Source organism: Mycolicibacterium rhodesiae, from assembly GCF_002086695.1.
Classification (GTDB): domain Bacteria; phylum Actinomycetota; class Actinomycetes; order Mycobacteriales; family Mycobacteriaceae; genus Mycobacterium; species Mycobacterium rhodesiae.
Genome location: NZ_MVIH01000004.1, coordinates 17,290 through 41,437 on the forward strand (window position 1 = coordinate 17,290; position 24,148 = coordinate 41,437).

Sequence of the window (24,148 nt, forward strand, 5' to 3'; positions counted from 1 at the left end):
GTTCGCCAGGGTCGTGACGAACTCGGTGCTTTGCTGATACGAATCTTAGAAGATCCTGATAGATACTAGGGGGCTGTTTGCCCCTCGGCAAGCGGTACCACGGAATTCAGGGACTTAAGTACTTCGCTTTTTTCACACCAATCACGCAGGATGGGCGGGCGTCCGGTAGCCAATTGACGGTGGAGAAACATTCGGGTTACCGATGTGTTGCACGTGTTCGCTAACGCCGTAGGTCCCAGAACCTTGACGTCAATAACAAACTGGTTTGCCACGCCCTTTGCTAACCACACGATCGACAGGGCCGCCGAGCAGGGGTGCCCCGGATTTGCTGAATGCCTGAGAACTTCTCAGCTCAGCGTCGGCGCCGGCGCGACCGCAGGTAGTCGCCCACGACCGCCGCGCCCAGACCGTCGAGGTCGGGAACCACCACCCGACCTTCGACCCGGCGAGCGACCTGATCGATGAATCTGGCCAGGCCGGGGTCGTTTCCGAGCCGGAAGATCGTCACCTGCGCACCGAGTCTGGCGACCTCGTCGAAGCCGCGCACAGTGTGGGCGATCGTCCGCGGATGGGGAGGGTAGTCAAAAAACACCGACGAACCCCGACCGTCGAAATCCTCCAGGTGCGCCGTCGGCTCACCATCGGTGACCACCAGCACCACCGGTTGGGCGTTGGGGTGGCGGCGCAGATGCCGGACCGCCAGCGCCAGCGCATGGTGCAGATTGGTGCCCTGCTCGTAGACGCCCTCGAGCCCGGTCAGCTCGGCCGCGGTCACGGTGCGGGCGTAACGGCCGAAGGCGATGATCTGCAGCGCATCCGAACGGAACCTCGTGCTCACCAAATGATTGAGCGCCAGCGCGGTCTGCTTCATCGGCAGCCACCGGTTCTCCATCACCATCGAGAACGACGTGTCGACCAGCAGCGCCACCGCCGACTGCGTGCGAGTCTCGGTTTCCGACACCTCGACGTCGTCGACACTGATCCGCAGCGGCCCTTCGGTCGGCCCGCCGGCCCGCCGAAGTACCGCGTTGGTCAGGGTGCGGGTGACGTTCCAGGGCTCGGTGTCGCCGAACGCCCATGGCCGGGTGGCACCGGTGAGTTCGCCGGCCGCGCCGGCACGACGGGTGTCACGCTCGCCGTGGCGGCCCGAAAGCTGTTGGGCGACATCGCGAAGCGCGGTCTGCCCGAGTTGACGCATGGCCTTCGGCGAGAGCCGCCACTGCCCGTCGGAGCCGCGGTCCAGGAAGCCCTGGTTCATCAGGGCCCGTTCCAGTTCGGCCAGCGTCCGCGCATCGATGGCGGCCTGATCACCGAGCTGGCGCGCCAACGCGTCGAGGTCGACGTCGTCCATGGTGGCACCGGCATAGCTCTGCGAGAGCTGCTCGGCGAGCTGTTCGAGTTCGGCGATGTCGGCCATCGCCTGGGCACCCTCCCCCATGCCGAGCGGGTTGTCGCCGGAGAATTCCGACGAACCGGTCCAGTCCTCGCCTGGACGCGCTGCCTGCAGGTGGGAGTCGAGCCGATTCAGCGCGTTCATCAGTTGCGGCGAACCGAAAGCCTGCTGCGCCAACGCATCCAGCTCGGCGCGCTGGTCCGGGGTGAGGCTGTTGCGGAAGCGCTGCGCGGCGGCGGCCCGCTGGGCCAGCGAATCGAGTAGTTCCTCGACGTTCTGCGGATTCTCCGGAAAGTACTGGCCGTGCTTGCGCATGAAGTTGTCGAAATCTTGCGCGCTGTCCTCGCCACGAGAGTGCTTGTCCAGCAGGTCGTTCAGGTCGTCGAGCATCTCGTTGACCGCTTGCCGGTCCTCATCGGTGGCGTTCTCCAGCGCCTGCTTCATGCCGGCGAACCGCTGATCGAGCATCTCCCGGCCGAGCAGATCCTTGATCTGCTCGTACTTCTGGCGCGCTTCGGGGCTGCGCCAGTTGTAGTCCGACAGCTCTTGCACGGCCTTGGCCGGCGACGGTGACAGCGACTCTATCTGCAGCTCCTGGAATCGAGCGTCATCGTCCAGTGCGCGCGCCAGCTCTTTGCGCTCGGAGAGCACCGCGTCGTCGAGCAGCTTCTTGATCTCCTGCAGAGTGCCGTCGAGGTTGTTGCGGTTCAACAATTCTCGACGCCGACGGTTCACCTCCGCGGCGAGCCGGTCGGCGCCCGTGGTGTTCTTGGTTCCGCGGCGCAACAGCTCGGACAAGGCACGCCGCGGCGAGGTGCCTTCCATGACGTCCTGCCCGATCTGTTCGAGCGCATCGCGCAGATCCACCGGCGGGGCAAGCGGATCAGGGCCCCCGGTATAGGCCGAATACCGGGAGTCGTGTGAGTGTCCCCGATCCGCTTTAGCCATAGACGGTTTCGCCTTCTCCTGTCACCTTGTCGATCCGCTTGGCGAGATACAGTGCCTCCAGGGCCAATTCGAGCGCCGCGGCGCGTTCGCCTTCGGTTTCGGCATCCAGCCGCTTGGCGATCTCGTCGATCACCGGCAGGTCCGGCAGCGCCGCGAGCACGTCCTTGGCCGCGACCTGCTCACCGGTGGTCACCGCGGAGCCACCCTCGACGGCCGCAACCAGCGTGCCGACGTCGATGCCGCCAAGCACCCGCTGCGCGGTGTCGGCGGTGGCGCGCCGCAGCAGGTGCTCGAGCACCGCCTGTTCGCGCCCTTCCTCGCCGGACTCGAACTCCAGCTTGCCGCGCAGCACGTCGATGATCGTGCCCAGGTCGACCACGCGCGCCACCGGCTCCTCCTCGCCGAGAATCGCGCCGCGGTGGCGAGCCGACGCGGCGACGGTCTCGGCGGCGGCGATCGCGAAGCGCGCCGACACACCGGAGCGCTGGTCGACCGAATTGGACTCGCGCAGATAGCGCGCGAACCGGGCAATGATCTGCATCAGGTAGGTCGGAACCTGCGCGGACAGGTGTGCCTCCTGGGTGATCACGCCGACCTCCGCATCCAGCTCACGCGGATAGTGGGTGCGGATCTCCGCGCCGAAGCGGTCCTTCAGCGGGGTGATGATGCGCCCACGGTTGGTGTAGTCCTCGGGGTTGGCGCTGGCGACCACCAGCACGTCCAGCGGCAGCCGCAGCGTGTAGCCACGCACCTGGATGTCGCGCTCCTCCATGACGTTGAGCATCGAGACCTGGATGCGCTCGGCCAGATCGGGCAGCTCGTTGACCGCGACGATGCCGCGATGCGCCCGCGGGATCAGGCCGTAGGCGATGGTCTCCGGGTCACCGAGACTGCGACCCTCGGCGACCTTGATCGGGTCGATGTCACCGACCAGGTCCGCCACGCTGGTATCGGGGGTGGCCAGCTTCTCGGTATAGCGCTCGCTGCGGTGGCGCCACTCGATGGGCAGATCGTCACCCGACTCCCCTGCCCGCCGGATCGACTCCGGCGTGATCGGCGTGTAGGGATGCTCGCCGAGTTCGGATCCGGCGATCACCGGCGTCCACTCGTCGAGCAGATTCTGCAACGAGCGCAGCAGGCGGGTCTTGCCCTGCCCGCGTTCGCCGAGCAGAACGAAGTCGTGCCCGGCGATCAGCGCTCGTTCCAGCTGCGGCAAGACGGTGTCCTCGAAGCCGAAAATGCCAGGCCAGACATCATCTCCTTCGGCCAGCGCGGTCAGGAGGTTCTCTCGGATCTCCTGCTTGACGCTGCGCTCGCGATGCCCGGTTGCGCGCAGTTCGCCAAGAGTGCGGGGGAGGTTGTCAGCTGAAGTCACCTCTCCACGCTACGACTGCCACGCCACCGGGGCATTACGCGGTCAGCGCAAAGTCATATTTGACCGTGCCGGAATACCCCGCGGTCAGTGCGCGAAGTGCCGGGCCCCGGTGAGGTACAGCGTGATCCCGGCCTTCGCCGCGGCGTCGGTGACCAGCTCGTCGCGCATCGATCCGCCGGGATGCACGACGGCCTTGACCCCGGCCGCCGTCAGCGTCTCCAGGCCGTCCGGGAACGGGAAGAACGCATCGCTGGCGGCGACCGCACCGCGCACCCGCTCACCGCCGCGCTCCACCGCAAGCCGGGCCGCATCGACGCGGTTGACCTGGCCCATGCCCACCCCGACCGTGGCGCCGTCGGCGGCCACCACGATCGCGTTGGACTTCACCGCGCGGCAGGTGCGCCAGGCGAACTGCAGGTCGGCCAGCGTCGCGGCATCGGCCGCGGCACCGGTCGCCAGCGTCCAGTTCGCCGGGTCGTCACCGGAGGCGTCGAGGGCGTCGCGCTCCTGAATCAACAGGCCGCCACTGATCTGGCGCAGCTCGGCTCCGCCGACCGGCGGCTCGGAAGCGACGAGCACGCGAATGTTCTTCTTGCGGGCCAAGATCTCCACCGCACCGGGCTCGTATGCCGGCGCGATGATCACCTCGGTGAAGATCTCCGAGACGAACTCGGCCATCTCGACCGAGACAGCGGTGTTCGCCGCGATCACTCCGCCGAACGCGCTCAGCGGATCGCACTCGTGGGCCTTGCGGTGCGCATCGGCCACCGACACCGACGAGATTGCGATGCCACACGGGTTGGCGTGCTTGATGATGGCCACGCAGATCTGCTCGTGATCGAACGCCGCCCGCCAGGCCGCGTCGGCATCGGTGAAGTTGTTGTAGGACATCTCTTTTCCGTGCAGCTGCTCGGCCTGCGCCAGACCCGGCCAGCCGGACTCGTCGCTATAGAGCGCGGCCTGCTGATGCGGGTTCTCGCCGTAGCGCAGCTGCGACGTGCGCCGCCAGGTGCGTCCGACCCACGCCGGGAGAAGTGTCGCCCCGTCTTCTTCGGGCGCCAGCACCGAGCCCATCCAGCCGGCAACCGCGACGTCGTACTCGGCGGTGTGCCGAAAAGCCAGTGCCGCCAACTTCTGTCGCTCGGCGAGCGTGAAACCGCCGGACCGGACCGCGGCCAGCACTCCGTCGTACCCGAGCGGGTCGACGACGACGGCCACGCTGGCGTGGTTCTTGGCCGAGGCACGCACCATCGACGGACCGCCGATGTCGATCTGCTCGACGCACTCCTCCACTTCGGCGCCCGAGTCCACCGTTTCGGTGAACGGATAAAGGTTGACCACGACGAGATCGAACGGCTCGATCTTCAGCTCGCCGAGAGCCGCGAGGTGTTCCGGCTTGCGGGTGTCGGCGAGCAGGCCGGCGTGGATGTGCGGGTGCAGTGTCTTGACCCGGCCGTCGAGCACCTCGGGGAAGCCGGTGACGAACTCCACCGGAGTTACCGGAATGCCCTTGTCCGCAATGGTTTTGGCGGTCGAGCCGGTGGAGACGATGGCGACACCCGCCTCGTGCAGACCCTGTGCCAGCGGAATCAGTCCGCTCTTGTCGTACACGCTGATCAGCGCGCGCCGGATCGGCCTCTTGCCTACAGTCCCCGCGGTCATCCTATGGTCGCCTTTCTGCCGCTCCAGGTCACACCGCGCTGCGCCAGCGCGGCCAGCACATCCACCAACAGCCGCCGTTCGGTGACCTTGATGCGTTCGTGCAACGTGTCTTCGTCGTCATCGTCGAAAATCTCGATGGGCTCCTGAGCCAGGATCGGGCCGGTGTCCACGCCGGCGTCCACCAGATGCACCGTGCATCCGGTGACCTTGACCCCGTAGGCCAGCGCGTCGGGCACCGCGTGAGCGCCCGGAAACGCCGGAAGCAGCGCCGGATGGGTGTTGACGACGCGGCCCAGGAATCGTGAAAGAAATTCCGGCCCAAGTATTTTCATGAACCCTGCCGAGACGATCAGGTCGGGACGGTGGGCTTCGGTGGCATCGGCGATCGCGGTGTCCCAGTCGGCGCGGCTCGGGTGGTCCTTCAGGCGCACACAGAACGTGGGGATGGACGCGGCCTGCGCTATCTCGACGGCGCGGCAGTCCCGGTCCACCCCGACCGCGGCAACCCGCGCGGGATAGTCGCCGACGGCCGCGTTCAGCAGCGACTGCAGCAACGATCCGGTTCCCGAGGCCAGGACGACGAGTCGGGCCGGCGCACTCGGCGGTATGTGGATCGGATGCTGCACGGCGATGAGCCTAACGGAGCGTGTTTGTGCCTACCGGCCGCCGGGCACCCGAGGTTCACCGACGAGTTTTGAGGAGCATCGCCAATGTCGATCTGCGACACGTGCGGAAACGATTACGACAAGGCGTTCACCGTCACCTTCTCCGACGGGCGAACCGCGACCTTCGACAGTGTTGAATGCGCGGCGGTAGAGCTGGCCCCGGCGTGCGCCCACTGCGGATGCCGGATCCTGGGCCACGGCATCGAGACCGAGGACGCGATGTTCTGTTGCGCGCACTGCGCCCGCAAGTCGAGCAACGCCGACGTCAACGACCGCTGGCCGGTGCCGGCCGGCGCCTAGCGTTCGGCGGGCCCGGATTCGATGTCGTCATCGACGACCATCAGGTCCTCGACGTCTTCGAGATCGGGTGCCGGCCGGACCGGCTGAGGCGGCGAGGCCGGTTCCGGCTCGGGTTCCGGTTCGGCCTCGGTGGCCGGGTCCGGCTCGGCCGCCATATCCGGGATCGGCGTGGTGAGCGCCTCGTCGTCGTCGGCGGCGAACTCGTCGTCGAACAGCGGTTCGTCGACCGGTGCCGCCGGAGCGGGCGGCTTCACCCGTCTCGGACGGCGCCGTACACCGCCGGTCAGGACCACGGTCAGCGCGCCGATGGCGAAGAACCAGAAGAACACCGCCGGACCGAAGGTGGCCTGGTCCACCCCGACGTCGCCGAAATTGCCGAGCTGCCCGCCGCCGGCGTAACCCAGGACGGCCATCGTGGCCGCCGCCAGCAGCGACGCGACCGCCACTTTCGCCAAAGCCGTCGGCCAGGGCAGCGGTCTGCGCGCGCACTGCTGCCCGACCGCCACCCCGGACGCGGCACCGACGATCAGCAGCGCCACCCAGACCGGACCGAGCGGTGGCGTCGGAACCGCGGCCAGGATCGGTACCGCCGGGATATCACCGCCGAAGACGGTGAACGAGCTGAACGTGGCGAACCCGATGTGGGCGCTCGAGCCGACCGCCATCGCCGAGGTCCCGACGATCACGTTGGGCACATACAGGGCGGACAGCAACGTGAGGCTGAGTTGCCCGAAGAGCGAATCGGTGACCGCGTACAGCTCGTGCATGGTGCCCCAGTGCACGACCAGCGACACCGCGGTGACCGCGCCGGACAATCCCAGCAGCGCCAACAGGCCCGCCATCGCAGCCCGCACGGTGTCGCCGAGCCACAGCGGCAACCGCAGGGCCGTCAGGGCACGCCACCCCACCTGAGAGCCGACACCGATCACCGCTCCGAGTCCGTGCACGGCCAGCACTCCGGAGAATGCGCGCAGCGCGCTCGGGGTCTGCAGCTCGGTGATCACCGACGAGGCATCGTGGATGACGGCCAGCGCGATCGCGGCGAACAGCAGCGGGCCGCCGACGGCCGACGCGACGATCCAGCGGGTCACGAACCAGGAGGCGTGCGGCGAGGTCGCGTGAGCGCAGGTCCGTGCGGTGCCCGCGACCATCAGCAGCACGGGCAGCAGCGGCAACACCGCAAGCTGGTGGCCTGCGATCGAGATGGGCACCTGGTGCACGGCCAGCCACATGCTGGCGATCGCACCCAAGGTGCCCGTCATGTCGCTGTTGGCGATGACGAGCTGCAGCAGAGTCACCGCGGCGATCACCACAAGCGCGACCACCGACGGGCCGAACGCAACCCGGACCAGGTCACGCGCTTGGCGCGCGCCGACTGGCCGCTTGTCCTCCATCCGTGTCACTCGACGCGCCGGTCAGGCGTGGTGCGCGAAGAGCGCCCGGTTAGGACGGGCTCTGACCCGACGGCGACGATGACGGCGCCTGGGGCTGCTGCTGTTCCGGCTGTCCGGCGGGCTGCTGCTGGCCCGAGCCGCTCGACGGCGGCGGGCTGAAGCTCGGGAAACCGGTCGGCGGGGTGGGCGGACCGCTCTGCGCGCCGCCGAAGTTCGACGGACCGGACGGGTATCCGCCGCCGTACTGGGACGGGTAGTTCGGCCGCGGCGGGAGTCCCTGCGGAGGGCCCTGCGGACCGGGCTGGCCGTAGTAACCGCCGGGAGGCGGGCCGTACTGACCGAACTGTTCGTAGCGGGGCCGGGGCGCGGGCGCGGTGATGATGCCGGCCTCCAGCAGCAGGGCCGCCACCGCGGCGATGGCCTGGAGCAGGGTGAAGGCGAGCAGCAGCCACAGCCCCCAGCCGACGGAGAAGCCGGTCGGCTTGCTGATGACCTGCGCGATCGCCATCAGCACCGCGATCACCGATGCGGTGGCGATGACGCCGCCGTAGTCCCGGGCCTTGGGCAGCAGGGCGGCCGCCGCGAGCAGCGCGGCGACCAGCGTCGCGACCACCGGGTAGCCGCCGCCACCGCCGGTCAGCTCGGCGCCGCCGAAGGGACCGAGATCGGCGTGGACCGTCAGGATCGGCCCGAAGCTGGCCAGGTACGCCGCCAGCCCGAGCACGATGGCTGCGACGTTCAGGTACTGCGGCAGCTTGCTCGGTCCGGCCTCGGCCGGCGCGAACGACGACGTGGGCGCACCGTAAGGACCGGTCGGCTGCGACGGTTGGTAGCCCGGATTCGTGGGCGGGTAAGTCATGGCCTCTCCTTCAGCCTTGTCACGCCGCGCATCCCCCGCGGCGCTGCGTCGGTTGTGGCTCGCGAACGGACCCGCAGGTCGGCGTTCCCACACCACGCTATCGCACAGCGCCGTGGCCGCCACGACCATCGGCGTGTCACACAGACAGTTGGCAACCCGCCGGCACCCGTCAGGCGGAGGCCTGAAACGGCGGTGCGATCGAATCGCGCTCGGCTGCTTCGATTTCGCGCACCAGCGGCAGCACCCGCGTGCCGAAGTACTCGATCTCCTCCTGAAAATGCAGGAAGCCACCGAGGATGAGGTCCACACCGCGCCTGCGGTAGGCCGAGATCCGCTCGGCGATCTGTTCGGGGGTTCCGATCAACTGGGTGCGGAAGCCGTCGTTGTATTGAACGAGGTCTTCGTAGGTCGAGTCGGCCCACATCCCGCGTTTGTCGGCGGTGGAGGCGCCGGCCTGCTGCACGGCGGCGCGGAACCCGTCGACCGCCGGCTTGTCGGCCTTGGCGACGATCTCCCGAAGGACTTCCTTCGCCTCCCTTTCCGTGTCCCTGGCGATGATGAAGCCGTTGAGCCCGAATTTGACCTCCCGGTTGGCGTCGCGGGCGTGGTCGCGAACCTCGACGAGTTGCTCGGTGACGCCGTCGAAGTCCTTGCCGTTGGAGAAGTACCAGTCGGCGTAGCGACCCCCGTTGCGGCGCGCGGCGGTGGAGTTGCCGCCCTGAAAGATCTCCGGGTTGGGCCGTTGCGGTGTGTTGAGCGGCTTGGGCTTCAGCGTGAAGTCGTGGATGCGGTAGAAGTCACCGCGGAAATCCACCTCGTCTTCGGTCCAGATCTTGCGCAGCACCTGCAGGAATTCGGCGGTCCGCCGGTAGCGCTCGTCGTGCTCGAGCCAGGGCTCACCCAGGTGGGTGAATTCATCTTTGAACCAGCCGGACACGACGTTGACGGCGAAGCGGCCACCGGACAGATGGTCGGCGGTCGCGCCGAGCTTGGCCAGCACCCCGGGTTGCCACAGGCCGGGGTGGACGGCGGCGATGAGCTTGAGCCGCTCGGTGGCCAGCAACAGCGCCAGCGAGAAGCTGATCGATTCGTGCTGGAATTCGGCGCCGTAGCTGGCCTCGTAGCGGACCTGCGACAGTGCGTACTCGAAGCCGTTGTTCTCGGCGGTCCGTGCGAGCTTGACGTTGTACTCGTAGTTCCAGTCGGTGCGTTGCTCGATGGTGCTGGTCACAAGGCCACCACTGACGTTGGGCACCCAGTAGGCGAATTTCACGTTCTCGGCGATGCGTTCGGTCGTCATGGTGTGCATGGTTGCGACGACCGTCGGCGAGGTCACCCCTTTTACTCGCCGAGAGTGCAGATGTCGCCCACTGAGACGCCGCCTTGCCCGGGGTTGGGCAACTCGTTCTAATGCAGCCCATGGATTACGGGCTCGTTCTGTTCACCAGTGACCGCGGCATCGCCCCGGCGGCGGCAGCCAAACTCGCCGATGACCACGGATTCACGACGTTCTACGTGCCCGAGCACACGCACATTCCGGTCAAGCGTGAGGCCGCCCACCCCACCACCGGTGACGAGTCGCTGCCCGATGACCGCTACATGCGCACCCTTGATCCGTGGGTGAGCCTGGGCACCGCGTGCGCGGTGACCTCGAAGGTGCGGCTGTCCACCGCGGTCGCACTGCCCGTCGAGCATGATCCGATCACCCTCGCGAAATCGATTGCCACCCTTGACCATCTGTCCGGCGGCCGGGTCAGCCTCGGCGTCGGCTTCGGCTGGAACACCGACGAACTGGCCGACCACGGCGTGCCGGCCGGGCGCCGCCGCACATGTCTGCGCGAGTATCTGGAGGCGATGCGGGCGCTCTGGACGCAGGAAGAGGCCGAATATGACGGCGAATTCGTCAAGTTCGGCCCGAGCTGGGCATGGCCCAAGCCGGTTCAGTCGCACATCCCGGTGCTCGTCGGCGCCGCAGGCACCGAGAAGAACTTCAAGTGGATCGCCCGCAGCGCCGATGGCTGGATCACCACGCCGCGTGACTTCGACATCGACGAGCCGGTGAAGCTGCTCCACGACACCTGGGCGGCCGCTGGTCGCGACGGCGCCCCGCAGATCGTCGCGCTCGACTTCAAACCGGTGCCCGAGAAGTTGGCGCACTGGCGCGACATTGGCGTCACCGAGGTGCTGTTCGGACTGCCGGACAAGCCGGCGGACGAAGTGGCCGCCTACGTGGAGCGGTTGGCAGGCAAGCTCAGCGCACTGGAGCTCTAAGCCAACGTCGCGCGGTTTTTGCCGTCCTCGCCCGCGGTGACGTTGATCGCGGCGCCCAGCGGGTCGCCGTCGCTCATCAGCGCGATTAGGGCCGGGTCGGTGGTGATGGCCATGAAGCGGCTGAGGTCGGCGTCGAGGCGGCCGATGATGACCCCGGTGCGCTCAGGCCAGTCGTAGCGCACCGAGTACGTCTCGATCACGCCGCTGCCGTTGGCGTTGCGGGTGACCGGCACCTTCGGCAGGGCAGCGATGTCCGCCTGCAGTTCCGTGCTGCGGTCCGGCGCCCAATCAACGGGCGTGGTGGAGTAGACGCCCACCGAGTATTTGCTCATCACCCCGCCGTTGGCGCCAACCAGACCGAAAGCGCCTGGCCTGTCACGCATCGCGGCGACGGTCTCGGCGATGCCGTGCAGTGAATAGCTGTTGCCCGGTCCGCCGAAGTACGGCAGGCCGCCGGTGAGGGTGAGCCCGCGCGGGTCGTCGGCGGCCAGCTCGAAGTCGTCGCACACCGCGAAAACCGGGAATGGGAAGCAGCTGTAAAGATCGAAGGTGGCCACGTCGTCCATGCCGATGCCCGCTACCCGAAGCGCTTCTGTCACAGCCTGTTTCGACGAGTAACTGACACCGACGTCGGCCCGGTCCAGCAGGTCCTGCTCACGCTGATCCGCGTGACCGTGCAGGTACACCCACTTCTCCTCGGACACACCGAGTTCGCGGGCGGCCGACACCGACATCAGCAGTGCGGCGGCGCCCTGGTTCACCGTGTCGCGGGCCACCATCAGCCGGGGATACGGATCGCAGATCATCCGGTTCTCCGCGGTGACCGTGGCGATCTCGTCCACCGAGCGCTCGACCGGCGACGACGAAAACGGGTTCTTGGCAGCGACTTTCGAGAAAGGCGCGAACAACTCGGCCATTTTGCGCCGATAGGAGTCGACATCGAGGCCAAGCCGGGCACGCCGCGCGTTGTCCAGCAAGCCGTACTGCACCGGCGCACCGGTCAGCCCGTGGTTGGCGGTGTACTCGCTCATGTACTGCTCGAAGCCGTACCCGCGGTCCTCGAGCTGGCCGCCCACGGTCTCGCTGTGATCGGGCTTGTCGTCTTTGCCCGAGAAGGTCTTCAGCGTCGAACCGTTCTCCGAGCCCAGGATCAACGCCACCTCGATGTCACCGGCCGCGATGGCGCCGGCGAACTCGGTGACCAGCTTCTGCGGGCCGTTGCCGCCGATCGACTCCAGCACGGCGCGCTTCGGGTCGGCGCCGACGCGACGGGCGACCGAGCGGATGTAATTGTCCGAGCAACCCAATGGCGCGCTCGCATACGGCGTGCAGATCTCGAACTGCCGCAGCCCCGCGAACACCTCAATGGACTTGGCGACCGCAGCGACGTCCGCCCCGGTGTCGGCCAGCGCCGCGCTAACCGCCTCGGTGGCCAGCTCGACCGCCGACATGCCGCGGTAGTCCGGGTCGTCGATGCGCTCGGTGAACTGCCCGACGCCGACGATGACGGGGGTGCGCGGATCGACCATAGTTCGACAGGCTAACCGAAAACTAGAACGTGTTCCAAACACAAACGAGAGTGCGGCCAGATCGCGAAGCCCAGCTCATCCGCGATCTGACCGCACACTCGATGGCGAATTACAGCCCCGCCAGGATCTCCCTGGCCAGGTTGGCGGTCTCCGACGGCGTCTTGCCGACCTTGACCCCGGCGGCCTCGAGGGCCTCCTTCTTGCCCTGCGCGGTGCCTGCGCCGTCCGACACGATCGCGCCGGCGTGGCCCATCGTCTTGCCCTCCGGGGCGGTGAACCCGGCGACGTACCCGACGACCGGCTTGGAGACGTTGGCCTTGATGTAGGCGCCGGCCTTCTCCTCGGCGTCGCCGCCGATCTCGCCGATCATCACGATGATCTTGGTCTCGGGGTCCTTCTCGAACGCCTCGATGGCGTCGATGTGGGTGGTGCCGATGACCGGGTCGCCGCCGATGCCGATGGCGGTCGAGAAGCCGAGGTCGCGCAGCTCGTACATCATCTGGTAGGTCAGCGTTCCGGACTTGGACACCAGGCCGATCGGGCCCTTGCCGGTGATGTTGTTCGGCGTGATGCCGACCAGCGACTCACCCGGGGTGATGATGCCTGGGCAGTTCGGCCCGATGATGCGGGTCTTCTCACCCTTTTCGACGTTGTAGGCCCACGCATATGCGCTGTCCTGCACCGGGATTCCCTCGGTGATGACCACCAGCAGCGGGATCTCGGCGTCGATCGCCTCGATGATGGCGTCCTTGGAGAACGCCGGCGGCACGAACGCGATCGACACGTCGGCGCCGGTCTCCTTCATGGCCTCGGCCACCGAACCGAACACCGGCAATTCGATGTCATTGCCATCTTTGTCCTTATGGGACACCGTCGTACCGGCCTTGCGCGCGTTCACGCCGCCGACCACCTGGGTGCCGGCCTTGAGCATCAGCGCGGTGTGCTTGGTGCCCTCGCCGCCGGTGATGCCCTGGACGATGACCTTGTTGTCTTTGTTCAGAAAAATAGACATTGGTTCTGAGTCCCTTACTTGTTGGCCAGCTCGGCGGCTTTGTCGGCGCCGGAGTCCATGGTCTCGGCCTGGATCACCAGCGGGTGGTTGGCCTCGGCCAGGATGCGCCGGCCCTCTTCGACGTTGTTGCCGTCGAGGCGAACGACGAGCGGCTTGTTGGCCTCGTCGCCCAGGATCTGCAGCGCCTTGACGATGCCGTTGGCCACCGCGTCGCACGCGGTGATGCCGCCGAACACGTTGACGAACACGCTCTTGACCTGGCTGTCGCCCAGGATCACGTCGAGGCCGTTGGCCATCACCTCGGCCGAGGCGCCACCGCCGATGTCGAGGAAGTTGGCGGGCTTCACGCCGCCGTGCTTCTCACCGGCGTAGGCGACGACGTCCAGGGTCGACATGACCAGACCCGCGCCGTTGCCGATGATGCCGACCTCGCCGTCGAGCTTGACGTAGTTGAGGTCGTTCTCCTTCGCCTTCAGCTCGAGCGGATCGGTGGCGTCCTTGTCCTCGAACTCGGCGTGGCCGGGCTGGCGGAAATCGGCGTTCGCGTCGAGGGTGACCTTGCCGTCCAGGGCCAGGATCTGATCGTCGGGGGTACGCACCAGCGGGTTGACCTCGACCAGGGTGGCGTCCTCGCCGGTGAAGACCTCCCACAGCTTCTGGATGGTCACCGCTGCGGCGTCGAGCACCTCGGCGGGCAGGTGGCCCTTCTCGGCGATCTCGCGCGCGAAGGCCAGATCGACACCCTTGACGGCGTCGACGGGCACCTTGGCCAGCCGGTCCGGCTTGGTGGCGGCGACCTCTTCGATCTCCATGCCGCCCTCAACCGAGCACATGGCCAGGTAGGTGCGGTTGGAACGATCGAGCAGGAAGGAGATGTAGTACTCCTCGGCGATGTCGCTGGCCTCGGCGACCAGCAGCTTCTTCACGACGTGGCCCTTGATGTCCAGGCCGAGGATGTTCTTGGCGTGGGTGTAGGCGTCCTCAGGGGTCGCGGCGTACTTGACGCCACCAGCCTTTCCGCGGCCGCCTACCTTCACCTGGGCCTTGACCATGACGGGCTTGCCGATTTCCTCGGCGATGGCCTTGGCGTCCTCCGGCGAGTCGGTGACCCGGCCCGGGGTGGTGGGAACGTTGTGCTTGGCGAACAGTTCTTTCGCCTGATATTCGAAAAGATCCATGAGCTCACTGTCTGGTCGGCGCTGACTGTTGTGTTGACGAACTTGTGTTAAGGAAGTCGCTCCGGGGGGAACTGTATCTAGACCGTCCGAGGACTCCGTCCTCGCGTACCGCTCATGTGGTACATCTCACCGCGGAGTTGAAGTGATTCAACTCACAATCCTCCGTGGAATAACGCCTTGGGTTGCGACCCGTGTCTGATCTTCGTTAACGTCGTCGGGGTCTGAGATAACGCTTTGGTCACGACTAAGGGACATCGAGTTTTGACGCAGCATCGGCCGGCACCGACCTCCATCGGAGCTTCTTCGGCCTCGCAGCCTTTGACCAGGACTTTCGATCGCCAAGCGCCAGCCAAGCGAGCCCTGGATCCGGAGCGGCTCGACGTCACCGACATCATCCCGTTCAACGAATTCGGCGATCTCTGCGATATCGATTTCCGCGAAAGCACCGCTTTCGCCAGCCTTCAGGTGGCGCGCTGCCCCGAACTCGATGATCTGCACGACGCCGACGACGCCCGGCCGCTGCGACTGGCGGTGCCCACCGAGTTCGCCGCGCCGCGCGATGACCGCGCCGAGGTACCGCGCTTCATCAACAACGACAACACCGACGTGCTGCCCCGCACCCCGCAGCACCGCAGGCAGCCGACCGGCGCCGTCAAGGGCCGCGTGATGATCGCGGCGATGGCCGCGGGCGCCGCCGCCGCCGCGGCCTACACCGCGGTCAAGCCCGCCACCGACACCACCACCCAGACCGTGCTGGCCGCCGACAAGACCCCGATGGACGGCTCGGTCACCACGCCGCGCGGCGTGCAGCTGATCGCGGTGAAGCCGATCGCCGACGCGGCCGTGCACGGCGAGGAGCTGGCCAATGGGCAGGCCTTCGCCCAGGAACGCGCCGAGCGCGAAGCTCGGCTGCAACGGCCGCTGTTCGTCATGCCGACCAAGGGCGTGTTCACCTCTGGCTTCGGTTATCGCTGGGGCGCGCTGCACGGCGGCGTCGACCTGGCGGCACCCATCGGGACGCCCATCGTCGCCGCCTCGGACGGTGTCGTCGTCGACGCCGGGCCGACGGCCGGGTACGGCGCCTGGGTGAAGATCCGCCATTCCGACGGCACGGTCACCCTCTACGGCCACGTAAACACCTGGACGGTCCAGATCGGCCAGCGAGTGTTCGCCGGCGATCAGATCGCGACCGTGGGCAACCGGGGCAATTCGACCGGCCCGCATCTGCATTTCGAGGTTCTGCTGGGCGGCACCAACCGAACCGATCCGGTGCCGTGGCTGGCGAAACGGGGACTCTCGGTCGGCCCCTACGTCGGCTGACCCGGTGTCTGAGCCGAACGACCCGCACACCCGCATCATCCGGCGCCAGCCGTCCGGACCGATACCCCGACCCGAGGAACCGCGCACCGGCATCATCCGGCGCGCACCCACCGGGCCGATCCCCGCGATGCCCGATGATCGCACCACCAACATTCCTCGTCCGCCTGCCGACGAGGCACCGACCGGATTGATCCGCCGCGCCACCCCGGTGTCGGTGCCCGCCCGGCCGGGCGCGGTCGACATCTCCACCGGGCGGACCGCGATCGCGGCCGGCGCGGTGAGCATCATCAGCGGATGGGCCACCGGCGTCGTGGCCACCGACCTGATCACCGGGTGGTGGGGCACCGATCGGCTGTTCTGCGTGGCGGTCGGATTCCTGACCCTGCTGTTCGCGGTCACCAGCATCGCCGGGGTGATCGCGTTACTGCTGCGCCGCTCAGTCGGCCGCTACCTGATCGCGTTCGGCGCCGTCATCGCGCTGCTGACGTTCGGCAGTGTGTTCGTCGCCGGAGCGCGAATCCCGTTGGCGGTGTACTTGATTCCGGTGTTACCGCTGGCCAGTCTGGTCCTGGCGCTGCACCCGTCAACCCGGCGCTGGTGCCGGCTGCGCTGAGCGCCTTCGGCTCTCCCACCACGCCCCGACGACGATCACGCCGATCGCCCACGCCGCACCGAGGAAGGCCCCGGCGACGACGTCGCTGACGTAGTGCACGCCCAGATAGACCCGGGAGAACCCGACCATCCCGGCGGCGGCTGATGCGCTCGCCCACAGCGCCACCCGGGCCGTCCACCCCCGGATGACCCAGCCGGCCATCCAGGCGAGCAGCACCGCGACGGCGACACCACCGGTGGCGTGACCGGAGGGGAACGAGAATCCGTCTTCGACGATCACGGCAGTCCACGACGGCGGACGACTGCGCCCGACCATCCACTTGGCCACCACCAGCACCACCCCGACGCCGAGCAGCCCGGACAACCCGAGCACCGCCGGCAACCAGGACCGGATCCGCCAGCAGACCCACGTGCTCACGATGACGGTGATCACCACCAATGACACCGGATCAGCAACGTGGGTAAGCACTTTCAACACCGCGGTCAGCCCCGCCTCACGGTGGCCGGCAACCCACTGGCTGACTGGCCGATCGACATACGAGTCGATCTCGCCCTCCAGGACGTCGTCGAGCAACTCGGTGAAGCCGGCCGCCAACAACGCGACCACCACGATGCCCGACATCAGCCCCAAGACCGCGGTCACGTCCACTGACAGCCACTGCGCCACCCTGGTCGCCGACCCGCCGAGGTGCCGGACCGCCCACGACCGTACCGTCACCGCTACACGGGTCTCCCGCACGCGAGCGATCGCCGCCAGGAAGAAACCCTGATGACGCGCGACCCAGATGCACACCAGGCTCCAGAGGAGCAGCGCGGCCACCACGAAGGCAGTCACGATCGCACGGCCGCGGTCAGAGCTTCTGGATGGGTGCGTGGTTGTGCATCAGCTTCACCCGGCCTGCACTCCCGAAGTCGATCAGGGACATCGCGGACTCCCCCATGCCGGACACCTCCTCGACGCGGCCGAGACCGTACTTGTCGTGGTTCACCCGGTCACCGGGTGCGAGGACCACCAGCGCACGCTTACCGCCCCCGACAGGGCGCGTCGGCGACGGTCGCGGAGTGCCGGCCAACCCACCCGCTCCAGGAGAAAATCGGCCCGGCGCGCTGTAGGACGGTGTGGGATCGGTACGACGCCAGTCCAGGAGATGTTCCGGAATCTCGCGCAGGAACCGGGATTCGGGGTTCAGCATCGGCTGGCCCCACGAGGAGCGCACCTTCGCGCGGCTGAGGTAAAGCCGTTGGCGCGCACGGGTAATGCCCACATACGCCAGGCGGCGTTCTTCGGAGAGCTCGGCCGGATCCCCCAGTGCCCGCATGTGCGGGAACATGCCGTCCTCCCAGCCGGTGACGAAGACGACCGGGAACTCCAGGCCTTTGGCGGTGTGCAAGGTCATCATCGTGACCACCCCGGAGCCGTGCTCGGGCAACTCGTCGGAGTCGGCGACCAGCGACACCCGTTCCAGGAACTCGGCGAGGATGCCGGTCTGCGGCACGTCCTCATCGGCATCGGTGCCGGCGTCCCCCTCCTCCGCCGCCAGCGCGGCGGCGTTGGCCCGATCGATGCTGAATTCGTGTGCGACGCTGACCAATTCGTTGAGGTTGTCCAGCCGGGCCAGATCCTGTGGGTCACTGGAGGATTCCAGCTCGTTGCGGTAGCCGGTGCGGTCCAGCACCGCCTCGACCAAGTCCCCGAGCTCGTCGTCGAGCTTGCCGCGCAGGTCGTCGAGGAGGTTGACGAAGCTCGCGATCGCCTTCTCCGAGCGGGTGTTCAGCATCGGCACCTTGCCTGCGGCCGCGGCGGTCAGCGCGTCGGCGAAGGTGCTGCCGGTGTTCTCGGCGTAGACCGCCACGCAGGCCTCGGCGCGGTCGCCGATACCGCGGCGCGGGGTGTTGAGGATGCGCCGCAGGCTGACGGCGTCACCGGGGTTGTCCAGCACCCGCAGGTAGGCGACGATGTCGCGAATCTCCTTGCGCTCATAGAATCGGACGCCCCCGACGACCTTGTACGGGATGCCGGCCCGGATGAACACCTCTTCCAGCGAGCGCGACGAGTTGTTGGTGCGGTAGAACACCGCGAAGTCGTTGTACGAGAACCCGCCGCGATCGGCGAGCGCGTCGATCTCGCTCGCGACGAATCTGGCCTCGTCGTGCTCGTTGTCGGCGACGTAGCCGACGATCAGCTCGCCGTCACCCTCGTCGGTCCACAGCCGCTTCTCACGGCGGTTGGCGTTGCGGGAGATGACGGAGTTGGCCGCGGTCAGGATGTTCTGGGTGGACCGATAGTTCTGCTCGAGCAGGATGGTGGTGGCGTTGGGAAAGTCGCGCTCGAAGTCCTCGATGTTGCGGATCGTCGCTCCGCGGAACGCGTAGATCGACTGGTCGGCGTCGCCGACCACGCACAGTTCACTGGGCGGCACAGTGTCGGTATCGGGCGCGCTGACGCCGACGAGCTCGCGCACCAGCACGTACTGCGCATGGTTGGTGTCCTGGTATTCGTCGACCAGGACGTGCCGGAACCGCCTGCGGTAGTACTGGGCGATCTGCGGGAAGTTCTGCAGCACGGCGACGGTCTCGCCGATCAGGTCGTCGAAGTCCAGCGCGTTGGCCGCGCGCAGCCGACGCTGGTATTCGCCGTAGACGCTGGCCACGGTGCGGGCCAGGTCGTCGGACCCGGGCTCGAGCGCGGCGACCGCATCCTCCGGCACGATCAGTTCGTTCTTCAGGTTGGAGATCGCATTGGCCAGCAGTCGCGGCGTGTACCGCTTGGTGTCCAGGCCCATGTCCTTGGCGATCATCAGCAGCAGGCGCCGCGAATCGTCGGCGTCGTAGATCGAGAAGTTCGAATTCAGCCCCGGCAGCAGCGAGGCCTGGTTGCGCAGGATCCGCACGCACGAAGAGTGGAAGGTGGAAATCCACATGTTCCTGGCCCGGGGACCAACGAGCCCGACCACCCGCTCGCGCATCTCGGCGGCGGCCTTGTTGGTGAAGGTGATCGCCAGCACCTGGCCCGGCCCGACATCGCGGGCAGCCAGCAGGTACGCGATCCGCCGGGTGAGGACCGCGGTCTTGCCCGACCCGGCGCCGGCCACGATCAACAACGGAGACCCCTCGTGCAGCACCGCCTGCCGCTGCTGGGGGTTGAGGCCCTCGAGGAGTTCGGCCGCGTCGGCCGGGGGTTTGAAATCTGTCACGTGCACACTCATGTCCGGCCCAACTTACCGCTGTATGGCGACAGTTTTTTTGCGAAGCCGGGCTTCGGAGTGGCACACTCGACAACGTGCTTTCTCCGCAGCGTCGATTTTTCTACGGGTACCGGTCCGCGGTGCCCGTGGGTATCTAGCTGCTCAACCCGAGAGCCCCGCGGTCCGCATCGGCGACCCGGGGCTCGTCTCTTGTGTGAGGCCCGGGATCGAATGAGACCAGACCCACACACGAGGAGAACGAAGCGATGACTCTGGAAATGGTTCCTGAAGCCGAGAACAACATCGACAGCCTGCGCGGCGAGATCGACCGTCTCGACGCCGAGATCCTCGCGGCGGTCAAGCGCCGCACCGAGGTGTCCCAGGCGATCGGCCGGGCCCGGATGGCCTCCGGTGGCACCCGACTGGTGCACAGTCGTGAGATGAAGGTCATCGAGCGCTACAGCGAGCTGGGCCAGGACGGCAAGGATCTGGCGATGCTGCTGCTGCGCATGGGCCGCGGCCGGCTCGGGCACTCCTAGCGCACGGCGTCAGCGCACGGCGTCCAATAGCCAGGGCGTCATCCACTTGACCGCGTTCGGCGTGGGGTGCACCCCGTCTATGCGGACCTGAACACCGTTGATCTTGTTGGTGTAGCCACCGTTCGGCGCGAGCTTCTTGTTCAGATCGAGCACGGTCACGTTCTTGCGACCGGCTACCACCCTGCGCAGCAACGCATTCCACTGGTCGACCCGGCTGGGCTGATCCTCGGGGTAGAGGTTGCCGTTCGTCTGCTCACCGTGCCGGCTGTACGGCTCGGTCGTCACCACCACCAGCGCCCCGGTGGAGCCGAGGATGTCCAGCGCGTGCCGCAGCTCGCTTTCCAGATACTTGTCGAAATCGGGCTGGCCGATGTGGGCCCATTTGCCATTCCATTTGCGGTCCACCACCTCCCAGCGCCCGATCATCATCAACACCACATCGGGCCGGTCGTGGCCGATCCGCTGCGCCCAGCGTTCCGGCCAGGCGTCGCACTCGGGCTTTTGTTCCAGGCTCTGCCCGGAGTAGCGGTACGGCCCCCCTCGGACCAGGCCGCAGCCGATCGTCGTGCGGTCCAGGAAGCTGATGCCGGGCGTGGGCGGCAGATAGCGCATCATCGTCCACCCGATGGAGTCACCGAAGACCGACACGGTGTGCGGGCGCGGCCCGGTCTGCAGCGGCGCAGCTAGGCGCACGGTCTCCACCGGAGAGACCAGCGCGGCCTGGGTGATGTCGGGGCTCGACGCATCGATCCGGGTTCCCACCGGCACGACGACGACCGCGACGGCGACGGCCGTGGCCATCGTTGCAGCGGCGAGCCGAAGCTGGGGAACGTGCACGGGTCGCCAGCGCCGGACGGGGCGTTCGATGAGCCACCACGACCCGACCGCAGCAAGCAGCGTGATCGCGCAGCGGGCGGCGAACAACGGGTAGCCGGTCCAGCCGGTGCGCTCCCCGGTGAGCACCAGGAACACCGGCCAGTGCCAGAGGTACACGCCGTAGGAGACGACGCCGAGCGCCACCAGCGGCGGGGTGGCCAGCACCCACGCCACCGGACCGTTCTGTTCGAGCGCGACGCCCGCGATCACCGCGACGGCGGCCACGGCGACGACGATCAGCAGACCGTTGCGGAATTCGGCGGCGCTGCCGGTCGCGACGTGTGTGATCGCGGCCAGTACGGCCACCCCGGCCACCGGGACTGCCCCGGCCAGCCACCGGCCCCACCGCGACCTGATCAGCGGCCAGCCCGCCATCATCGCCGGCCAGTCCCGCACCAGCAGTGCGGCCGCGGCGGCGCCGATCAGCAGCGCCTGCGCGCGGGTGTCGGTGCCGAAGTAGACGCGGTTGAGCGAGTCATCGTCGGCCATCAGGATCGCCTCGGTGGCCGACGCCGCCGTTCCGGCGAGGGCAAGGACCAGCACAGCCCAGCGGACCACGGTGATGGTCGGGGTCTTCTTGCGCCGCCGGGCGGTAACCGCCAGCAGTACCGCCACCGCCGCGATCAGCACCGGCCAGATCAGGTAGTACTGCTCCTCGACGCCGAGTGACCAGGTGTGTTGCAGCGGCGAGGGCGGAGCACCCTGGCTGAAGTAGTCGGTCTGGTGCGACACGAACGCCCAGTTAGCCATCCACAGGAACGCGGCGACCGCATCGTTGCGCAGGCCGCTGACCGCGTCGGGCGGGAACAGCAGTCGCGCGGCGATGACCGCCAGCACCATCACCAGCAGGGCGGGCAGTAGCCTGCGGGCGCGTCGCACCCAGAACGCGCCGAGGTCGAGTTTTCCGGTGCGGCCGATCTCGTCCAGCAGCAGCGAGGTGATCAGGAATCCGCTGAGCACGAAGAAGACGTCGACGCCGATGAATCCGCCTGCGACACCGGGGATTCCGCTGTGTCCGATCAGAACCAGAGCGACGGCGACGCCACGGATCCCGTTCAGCGCAGGAATTCCCTCACCGCGTGGCCGTGGCCTGCGCAGTTGGCTCGGTTGCGAGACGGGATCAACCCAGGGACTTTGCGCAAAGAAGCGCGCCGTCACACCCATGTCCTCCTAGTTCTTCAGTGCTGAGAAATCTAGTTCGCCGCCGCGGCTGATCAGCGCAGGCGCGCGGTCGTTTACGTCAATTCCTTGCCGTGCCCGGCATACACTTCGGCCGGGGTGACTATGACCAGCGGCATGTATCTGACGCAGGGCGTGCATCGGGCGCTGCGCGCCGCGCCGCACGAGACGATGACGATCTGCGCCGGGCGCGTCCGTACCGTCGCCGAGGTGGCCGATCGAGTGGCCCGGCTGGCCGGCGCATTTCAGGCGCTCGGCGTCGGCGCGGGTGATCGCATCGGCATCCTGTCGCTGAATTCGGATCGCTACTCGGAGTATCTGCTCGCGACGCCGTGGGCAGGCGCGGTGGTCAACCCGATCAACATCCGCTGGAGTGCCGCGGAGATCGCGTACAGCCTGCGCGACTCCGACACCCGCACACTGTTGATCGATGACACGTTCCTGCCATTGCTTTCCGAATTACGTTCGCAATCCAGTGATTTGGTGAACGTCATCCATTGCGGCGACGGCGCTGCGCCGGATGGACTGCTCAGCTACGAGGAACTGGTGGCAGCCGGTGACCCGGTGCCCGACGCGCACCGCTGCGGCGCCGATCTGGCGGGCCTGTTCTACACCGGCGGCACCAGCGGTCACCCGAAGGGCGTCATGCTGACCCACGACAACCTGATGACCTCGGCGCTGGGGTGCTTGGCGTCGGGTTTGTTCCTGACCTCGGGCGGCCCGCTGCTGCATGCCGCGCCGATGTTCCACCTCGCGGATCTGGCGATCTGGCTGGCCCAGGTGTGCCGGGGTGGCACCCACGTCTTCATCCCGGCGTTCCGGTCCGACTGGGTGCTCGAGGCCGTCCAGGCGCACCGGATCACCGACCTGCTGCTGGTGCCGACGATGGTGCAGATGCTGGTCGACGATCCCGCGGTCGGCGACCACGACACGTCCAGCCTGCAGGCGGTGCTCTACGGCGGATCGCCGATCTCGGCGGCGCTGCTGGAGCGGGCCGCGGTGCGGTTGCCCACCGCGTCGTTCGTGCAGGCCTACGGCATGACCGAGGTCTCCCCCGTCGCCACGCTGCTGGCGCCGCAGGACCACCACGACCCGATCCTGCGCCGGTCCGGTGGGCGCGCCGCACCACACTCGGAGGTCCGCATCGTCGGCGAGGACGGCACCGAGTTGCCTGCCGGTGAAATCGGCGAGATCACGGTGCGCGGCGGCCACGTGATGGCCGGGTACTGGGGCAAGCCCGAGGAGACCGCCCCCGCGCTGCGGGGCGGCTGGATGCACACCGGCGACGCCGGCTACCTCGACGAACGCGGCTACGTGTTCGTCGTCGACCGCATCAAGGACATGATCGTGTCCGGCGGGGAGAACGTGTACTCCGTCGAGGTGGAGAACGCGCTGGCACGCCACCCTGCGGTCGCGACCTGCGCGGTCATCGGCGTCCCGGACGAACGATGGGGTGAGCGGGTACACGCCGTGGTGGTGCTGGCCGCGGGACAGCAGGCCGAGCCTGACGAACTGCGGGAGTTCTGCAAGACGCTCATCGGCGGCTACAAGATCCCCCGCAGCTTCGAGGTCGTCGACGCACTGCCGGTGTCGGCGGCAGGCAAGGTCCTCAAACGAGAACTGCGAGCCAAATTTTGGAGCGGGTCCGACCGCTCGGTCAGCTGAGCGTCAGCAGCGCGTCAGGTCCCGGTCGACGATCTTCGGGCGCTGCGGAGCCTCGGGCAGCAGCTGATCAAGGGCCAGCATCAGGCCGGCGACCGCGCCGGACAGCTGCGCGGTGACGAGCTCAGACACCCCTCGACGCGCGGGAGCCTGCGAACTGCTGATCTTCATGGCGCTTGGTTACCCCAC

19 protein-coding genes and 1 pseudogene are annotated in these 24,148 nt (G+C 67.6%); 6 read left to right on the plus strand and 14 right to left on the minus strand.

All coding sequences use genetic code 11. The features are described 5' to 3' along the window. Positions 1-352 precede the first annotated feature (352 nt). The 4 genes from BST42_RS09840 to purN all read right to left on the minus strand — a co-directional run bounded on the left by BST42_RS09840 (position 353) and on the right by purN (position 6,004). Positions 353-2,341 carry a vWA domain-containing protein gene (locus BST42_RS09840; RefSeq protein WP_083118416.1) on the minus strand — a complete coding sequence of 663 codons (1,989 nt, stop codon included), beginning with the start codon at positions 2,339-2,341 and terminating at the stop codon, positions 353-355. Beyond that, positions 2,334-3,716, minus strand: a complete 1,383-nt coding sequence (locus BST42_RS09845; RefSeq protein ID WP_083118417.1) for a sigma 54-interacting transcriptional regulator — start codon at positions 3,714-3,716, stop codon at positions 2,334-2,336. Before BST42_RS09845 ends, BST42_RS09840 begins: the two co-directional genes overlap by 8 nt. A gap of 84 nt (positions 3,717-3,800) precedes the next feature. Next, on the minus strand, positions 3,801-5,378 hold the full coding sequence (purH, locus tag BST42_RS09850; protein ID WP_083118418.1) for a bifunctional phosphoribosylaminoimidazolecarboxamide formyltransferase/IMP cyclohydrolase: 1,578 nt from the start codon (positions 5,376-5,378) through the stop codon (positions 3,801-3,803). Next, positions 5,375-6,004, minus strand: coding sequence for a phosphoribosylglycinamide formyltransferase (purN, locus tag BST42_RS09855; protein ID WP_083118419.1), 630 nt, complete (start codon positions 6,002-6,004; stop codon positions 5,375-5,377). Before purN ends, purH begins: the two co-directional genes overlap by 4 nt. Positions 6,005-6,088: 84 nt before the next feature. On the opposite strand from purN, the gene BST42_RS09860 reads away from it, so the two are divergent. Continuing rightward, positions 6,089-6,343 (plus strand): metallothionein, encoded by a 255-nt coding sequence (locus BST42_RS09860; RefSeq protein ID WP_083118420.1) that lies wholly within the window; start codon positions 6,089-6,091, stop codon positions 6,341-6,343. Here BST42_RS09860 and BST42_RS09865 read toward each other — a convergent pair. The 3 genes from BST42_RS09865 to sfnG all read right to left on the minus strand — a co-directional run bounded on the left by BST42_RS09865 (position 6,340) and on the right by sfnG (position 9,896). After that, a complete protein-coding gene (locus tag BST42_RS09865) occupies positions 6,340-7,737 on the minus strand; it encodes a cell division protein PerM (RefSeq protein WP_083118421.1) in 1,398 nt (465 codons plus the stop codon). The genes BST42_RS09860 and BST42_RS09865 overlap by 4 nt on opposite strands. A gap of 49 nt (positions 7,738-7,786) precedes the next feature. Beyond that, entirely contained in the window at positions 7,787-8,596 is an 810-nt protein-coding gene (locus BST42_RS09870) for a DUF5336 domain-containing protein (protein WP_083118830.1), read from the minus strand. A gap of 169 nt (positions 8,597-8,765) precedes the next feature. Further along, on the minus strand, positions 8,766-9,896 hold the full coding sequence (gene sfnG, locus BST42_RS09875) for a dimethylsulfone monooxygenase SfnG (protein ID WP_083118831.1): 1,131 nt from the start codon (positions 9,894-9,896) through the stop codon (positions 8,766-8,768). 119 nt (positions 9,897-10,015) lie between these two features. On the opposite strand from sfnG, the gene BST42_RS09880 reads away from it, so the two are divergent. Beyond that, the gene (locus BST42_RS09880) at positions 10,016-10,867 is read left to right on the plus strand and encodes an LLM class F420-dependent oxidoreductase (protein WP_083118422.1); all 852 of its coding nucleotides are present in this window, start codon (positions 10,016-10,018) and stop codon (positions 10,865-10,867) included. On the opposite strand, the gene BST42_RS09885 is transcribed toward BST42_RS09880, so the two are convergent. The 3 genes from BST42_RS09885 to sucC all read right to left on the minus strand — a co-directional run bounded on the left by BST42_RS09885 (position 10,864) and on the right by sucC (position 14,586). Beyond that, a complete protein-coding gene (locus tag BST42_RS09885) occupies positions 10,864-12,396 on the minus strand; it encodes an acetyl-CoA acetyltransferase (RefSeq protein ID WP_083118423.1) in 1,533 nt (510 codons plus the stop codon). The genes BST42_RS09880 and BST42_RS09885 overlap by 4 nt on opposite strands. A 109-nt stretch (positions 12,397-12,505) precedes the next feature. Continuing rightward, positions 12,506-13,408 (minus strand): succinate--CoA ligase subunit alpha, encoded by a 903-nt coding sequence (gene sucD / locus BST42_RS09890; protein ID WP_083118424.1) that lies wholly within the window; start codon positions 13,406-13,408, stop codon positions 12,506-12,508. 14 nt (positions 13,409-13,422) lie between these two features. Continuing rightward, a complete protein-coding gene (gene sucC, locus BST42_RS09895; RefSeq protein WP_083118425.1) occupies positions 13,423-14,586 on the minus strand; it encodes an ADP-forming succinate--CoA ligase subunit beta in 1,164 nt (387 codons plus the stop codon). Between the two features lie 261 nt (positions 14,587-14,847). On the opposite strand from sucC, the gene BST42_RS09900 reads away from it, so the two are divergent. Both BST42_RS09900 and BST42_RS09905 read left to right on the plus strand, forming a co-directional pair. Next, a complete protein-coding gene (locus tag BST42_RS09900) occupies positions 14,848-15,906 on the plus strand; it encodes a M23 family metallopeptidase (RefSeq protein ID WP_083118426.1) in 1,059 nt (352 codons plus the stop codon). Between the two features lie 4 nt (positions 15,907-15,910). After that, positions 15,911-16,519 (plus strand): CvpA family protein, encoded by a 609-nt coding sequence (locus BST42_RS09905; RefSeq protein ID WP_083118427.1) that lies wholly within the window; start codon positions 15,911-15,913, stop codon positions 16,517-16,519. Here BST42_RS09905 and BST42_RS09910 read toward each other — a convergent pair. Further along, positions 16,490-17,353, minus strand: a complete 864-nt coding sequence (locus BST42_RS09910; RefSeq protein ID WP_083118428.1) for a phosphatase PAP2 family protein — start codon at positions 17,351-17,353, stop codon at positions 16,490-16,492. The genes BST42_RS09905 and BST42_RS09910 overlap by 30 nt on opposite strands. 16 nt (positions 17,354-17,369) lie before the next feature. Beyond that, positions 17,370-19,724 carry a DNA helicase PcrA gene (gene pcrA / locus BST42_RS09915; RefSeq protein ID WP_083118429.1) on the minus strand — a complete coding sequence of 785 codons (2,355 nt, stop codon included), beginning with the start codon at positions 19,722-19,724 and terminating at the stop codon, positions 17,370-17,372. 210 nt (positions 19,725-19,934) lie between these two features. On the opposite strand from pcrA, the pseudogene BST42_RS09920 reads away from it, so the two are divergent. Beyond that, a pseudogene (locus BST42_RS09920) lies at positions 19,935-20,242 on the plus strand (chorismate mutase). A 9-nt stretch (positions 20,243-20,251) separates the two neighbouring features. Here BST42_RS09920 and BST42_RS09925 read toward each other — a convergent pair. Beyond that, a complete protein-coding gene (locus BST42_RS09925; RefSeq protein ID WP_435406019.1) occupies positions 20,252-22,276 on the minus strand; it encodes a DUF459 domain-containing protein in 2,025 nt (674 codons plus the stop codon). A gap of 126 nt (positions 22,277-22,402) precedes the next feature. Between BST42_RS09925 and BST42_RS09930 the strand changes: the two genes are divergently transcribed. Continuing rightward, on the plus strand, positions 22,403-23,962 hold the full coding sequence (locus tag BST42_RS09930; RefSeq protein WP_083118432.1) for an acyl-CoA synthetase: 1,560 nt from the start codon (positions 22,403-22,405) through the stop codon (positions 23,960-23,962). A 3-nt stretch (positions 23,963-23,965) separates the two neighbouring features. Here BST42_RS09930 and BST42_RS29590 read toward each other — a convergent pair whose 3' ends face one another. After that, complete coding sequence (locus BST42_RS29590; protein WP_165760824.1) at positions 23,966-24,130, minus strand: hypothetical protein; 165 nt, start codon at positions 24,128-24,130, stop codon at positions 23,966-23,968. Positions 24,131-24,148: the final 18 nt, after the last annotated feature.

What these genes read in the sequence shown, in the direction of transcription:
- BST42_RS09865 (WP_083118421.1), bottom strand. Translation starts at nt 7,737, where the DNA reads ATGGAGGACAAGCGGCCAGTCGGCGCGCGCCAAGCGCGTGACCTGGTC.
- pcrA (WP_083118429.1), bottom strand. Translation starts at nt 19,724, where the DNA reads ATGAGTGTGCACGTGACAGATTTCAAACCCCCGGCCGACGCGGCCGAA.
- BST42_RS09885 (WP_083118423.1), bottom strand. Translation starts at nt 12,396, where the DNA reads ATGGTCGATCCGCGCACCCCCGTCATCGTCGGCGTCGGGCAGTTCACC.
- BST42_RS09880 (WP_083118422.1), top strand. Translation starts at nt 10,016, where the DNA reads ATGGATTACGGGCTCGTTCTGTTCACCAGTGACCGCGGCATCGCCCCG.
- sucC (WP_083118425.1), bottom strand. Translation starts at nt 14,586, where the DNA reads ATGGATCTTTTCGAATATCAGGCGAAAGAACTGTTCGCCAAGCACAAC.
- purH (WP_083118418.1), bottom strand. Translation starts at nt 5,378, where the DNA reads ATGACCGCGGGGACTGTAGGCAAGAGGCCGATCCGGCGCGCGCTGATC.
- sucD (WP_083118424.1), bottom strand. Translation starts at nt 13,408, where the DNA reads ATGTCTATTTTTCTGAACAAAGACAACAAGGTCATCGTCCAGGGCATC.
- BST42_RS09870 (WP_083118830.1), bottom strand. Translation starts at nt 8,596, where the DNA reads ATGACTTACCCGCCCACGAATCCGGGCTACCAACCGTCGCAGCCGACC.
- BST42_RS09860 (WP_083118420.1), top strand. Translation starts at nt 6,089, where the DNA reads ATGTCGATCTGCGACACGTGCGGAAACGATTACGACAAGGCGTTCACC.
- BST42_RS29590 (WP_165760824.1), bottom strand. Translation starts at nt 24,130, where the DNA reads ATGAAGATCAGCAGTTCGCAGGCTCCCGCGCGTCGAGGGGTGTCTGAG.
- BST42_RS09840 (WP_083118416.1), bottom strand. Translation starts at nt 2,341, where the DNA reads ATGGCTAAAGCGGATCGGGGACACTCACACGACTCCCGGTATTCGGCC.
- sfnG (WP_083118831.1), bottom strand. Translation starts at nt 9,896, where the DNA reads ATGACGACCGAACGCATCGCCGAGAACGTGAAATTCGCCTACTGGGTG.
- BST42_RS09930 (WP_083118432.1), top strand. Translation starts at nt 22,403, where the DNA reads ATGACCAGCGGCATGTATCTGACGCAGGGCGTGCATCGGGCGCTGCGC.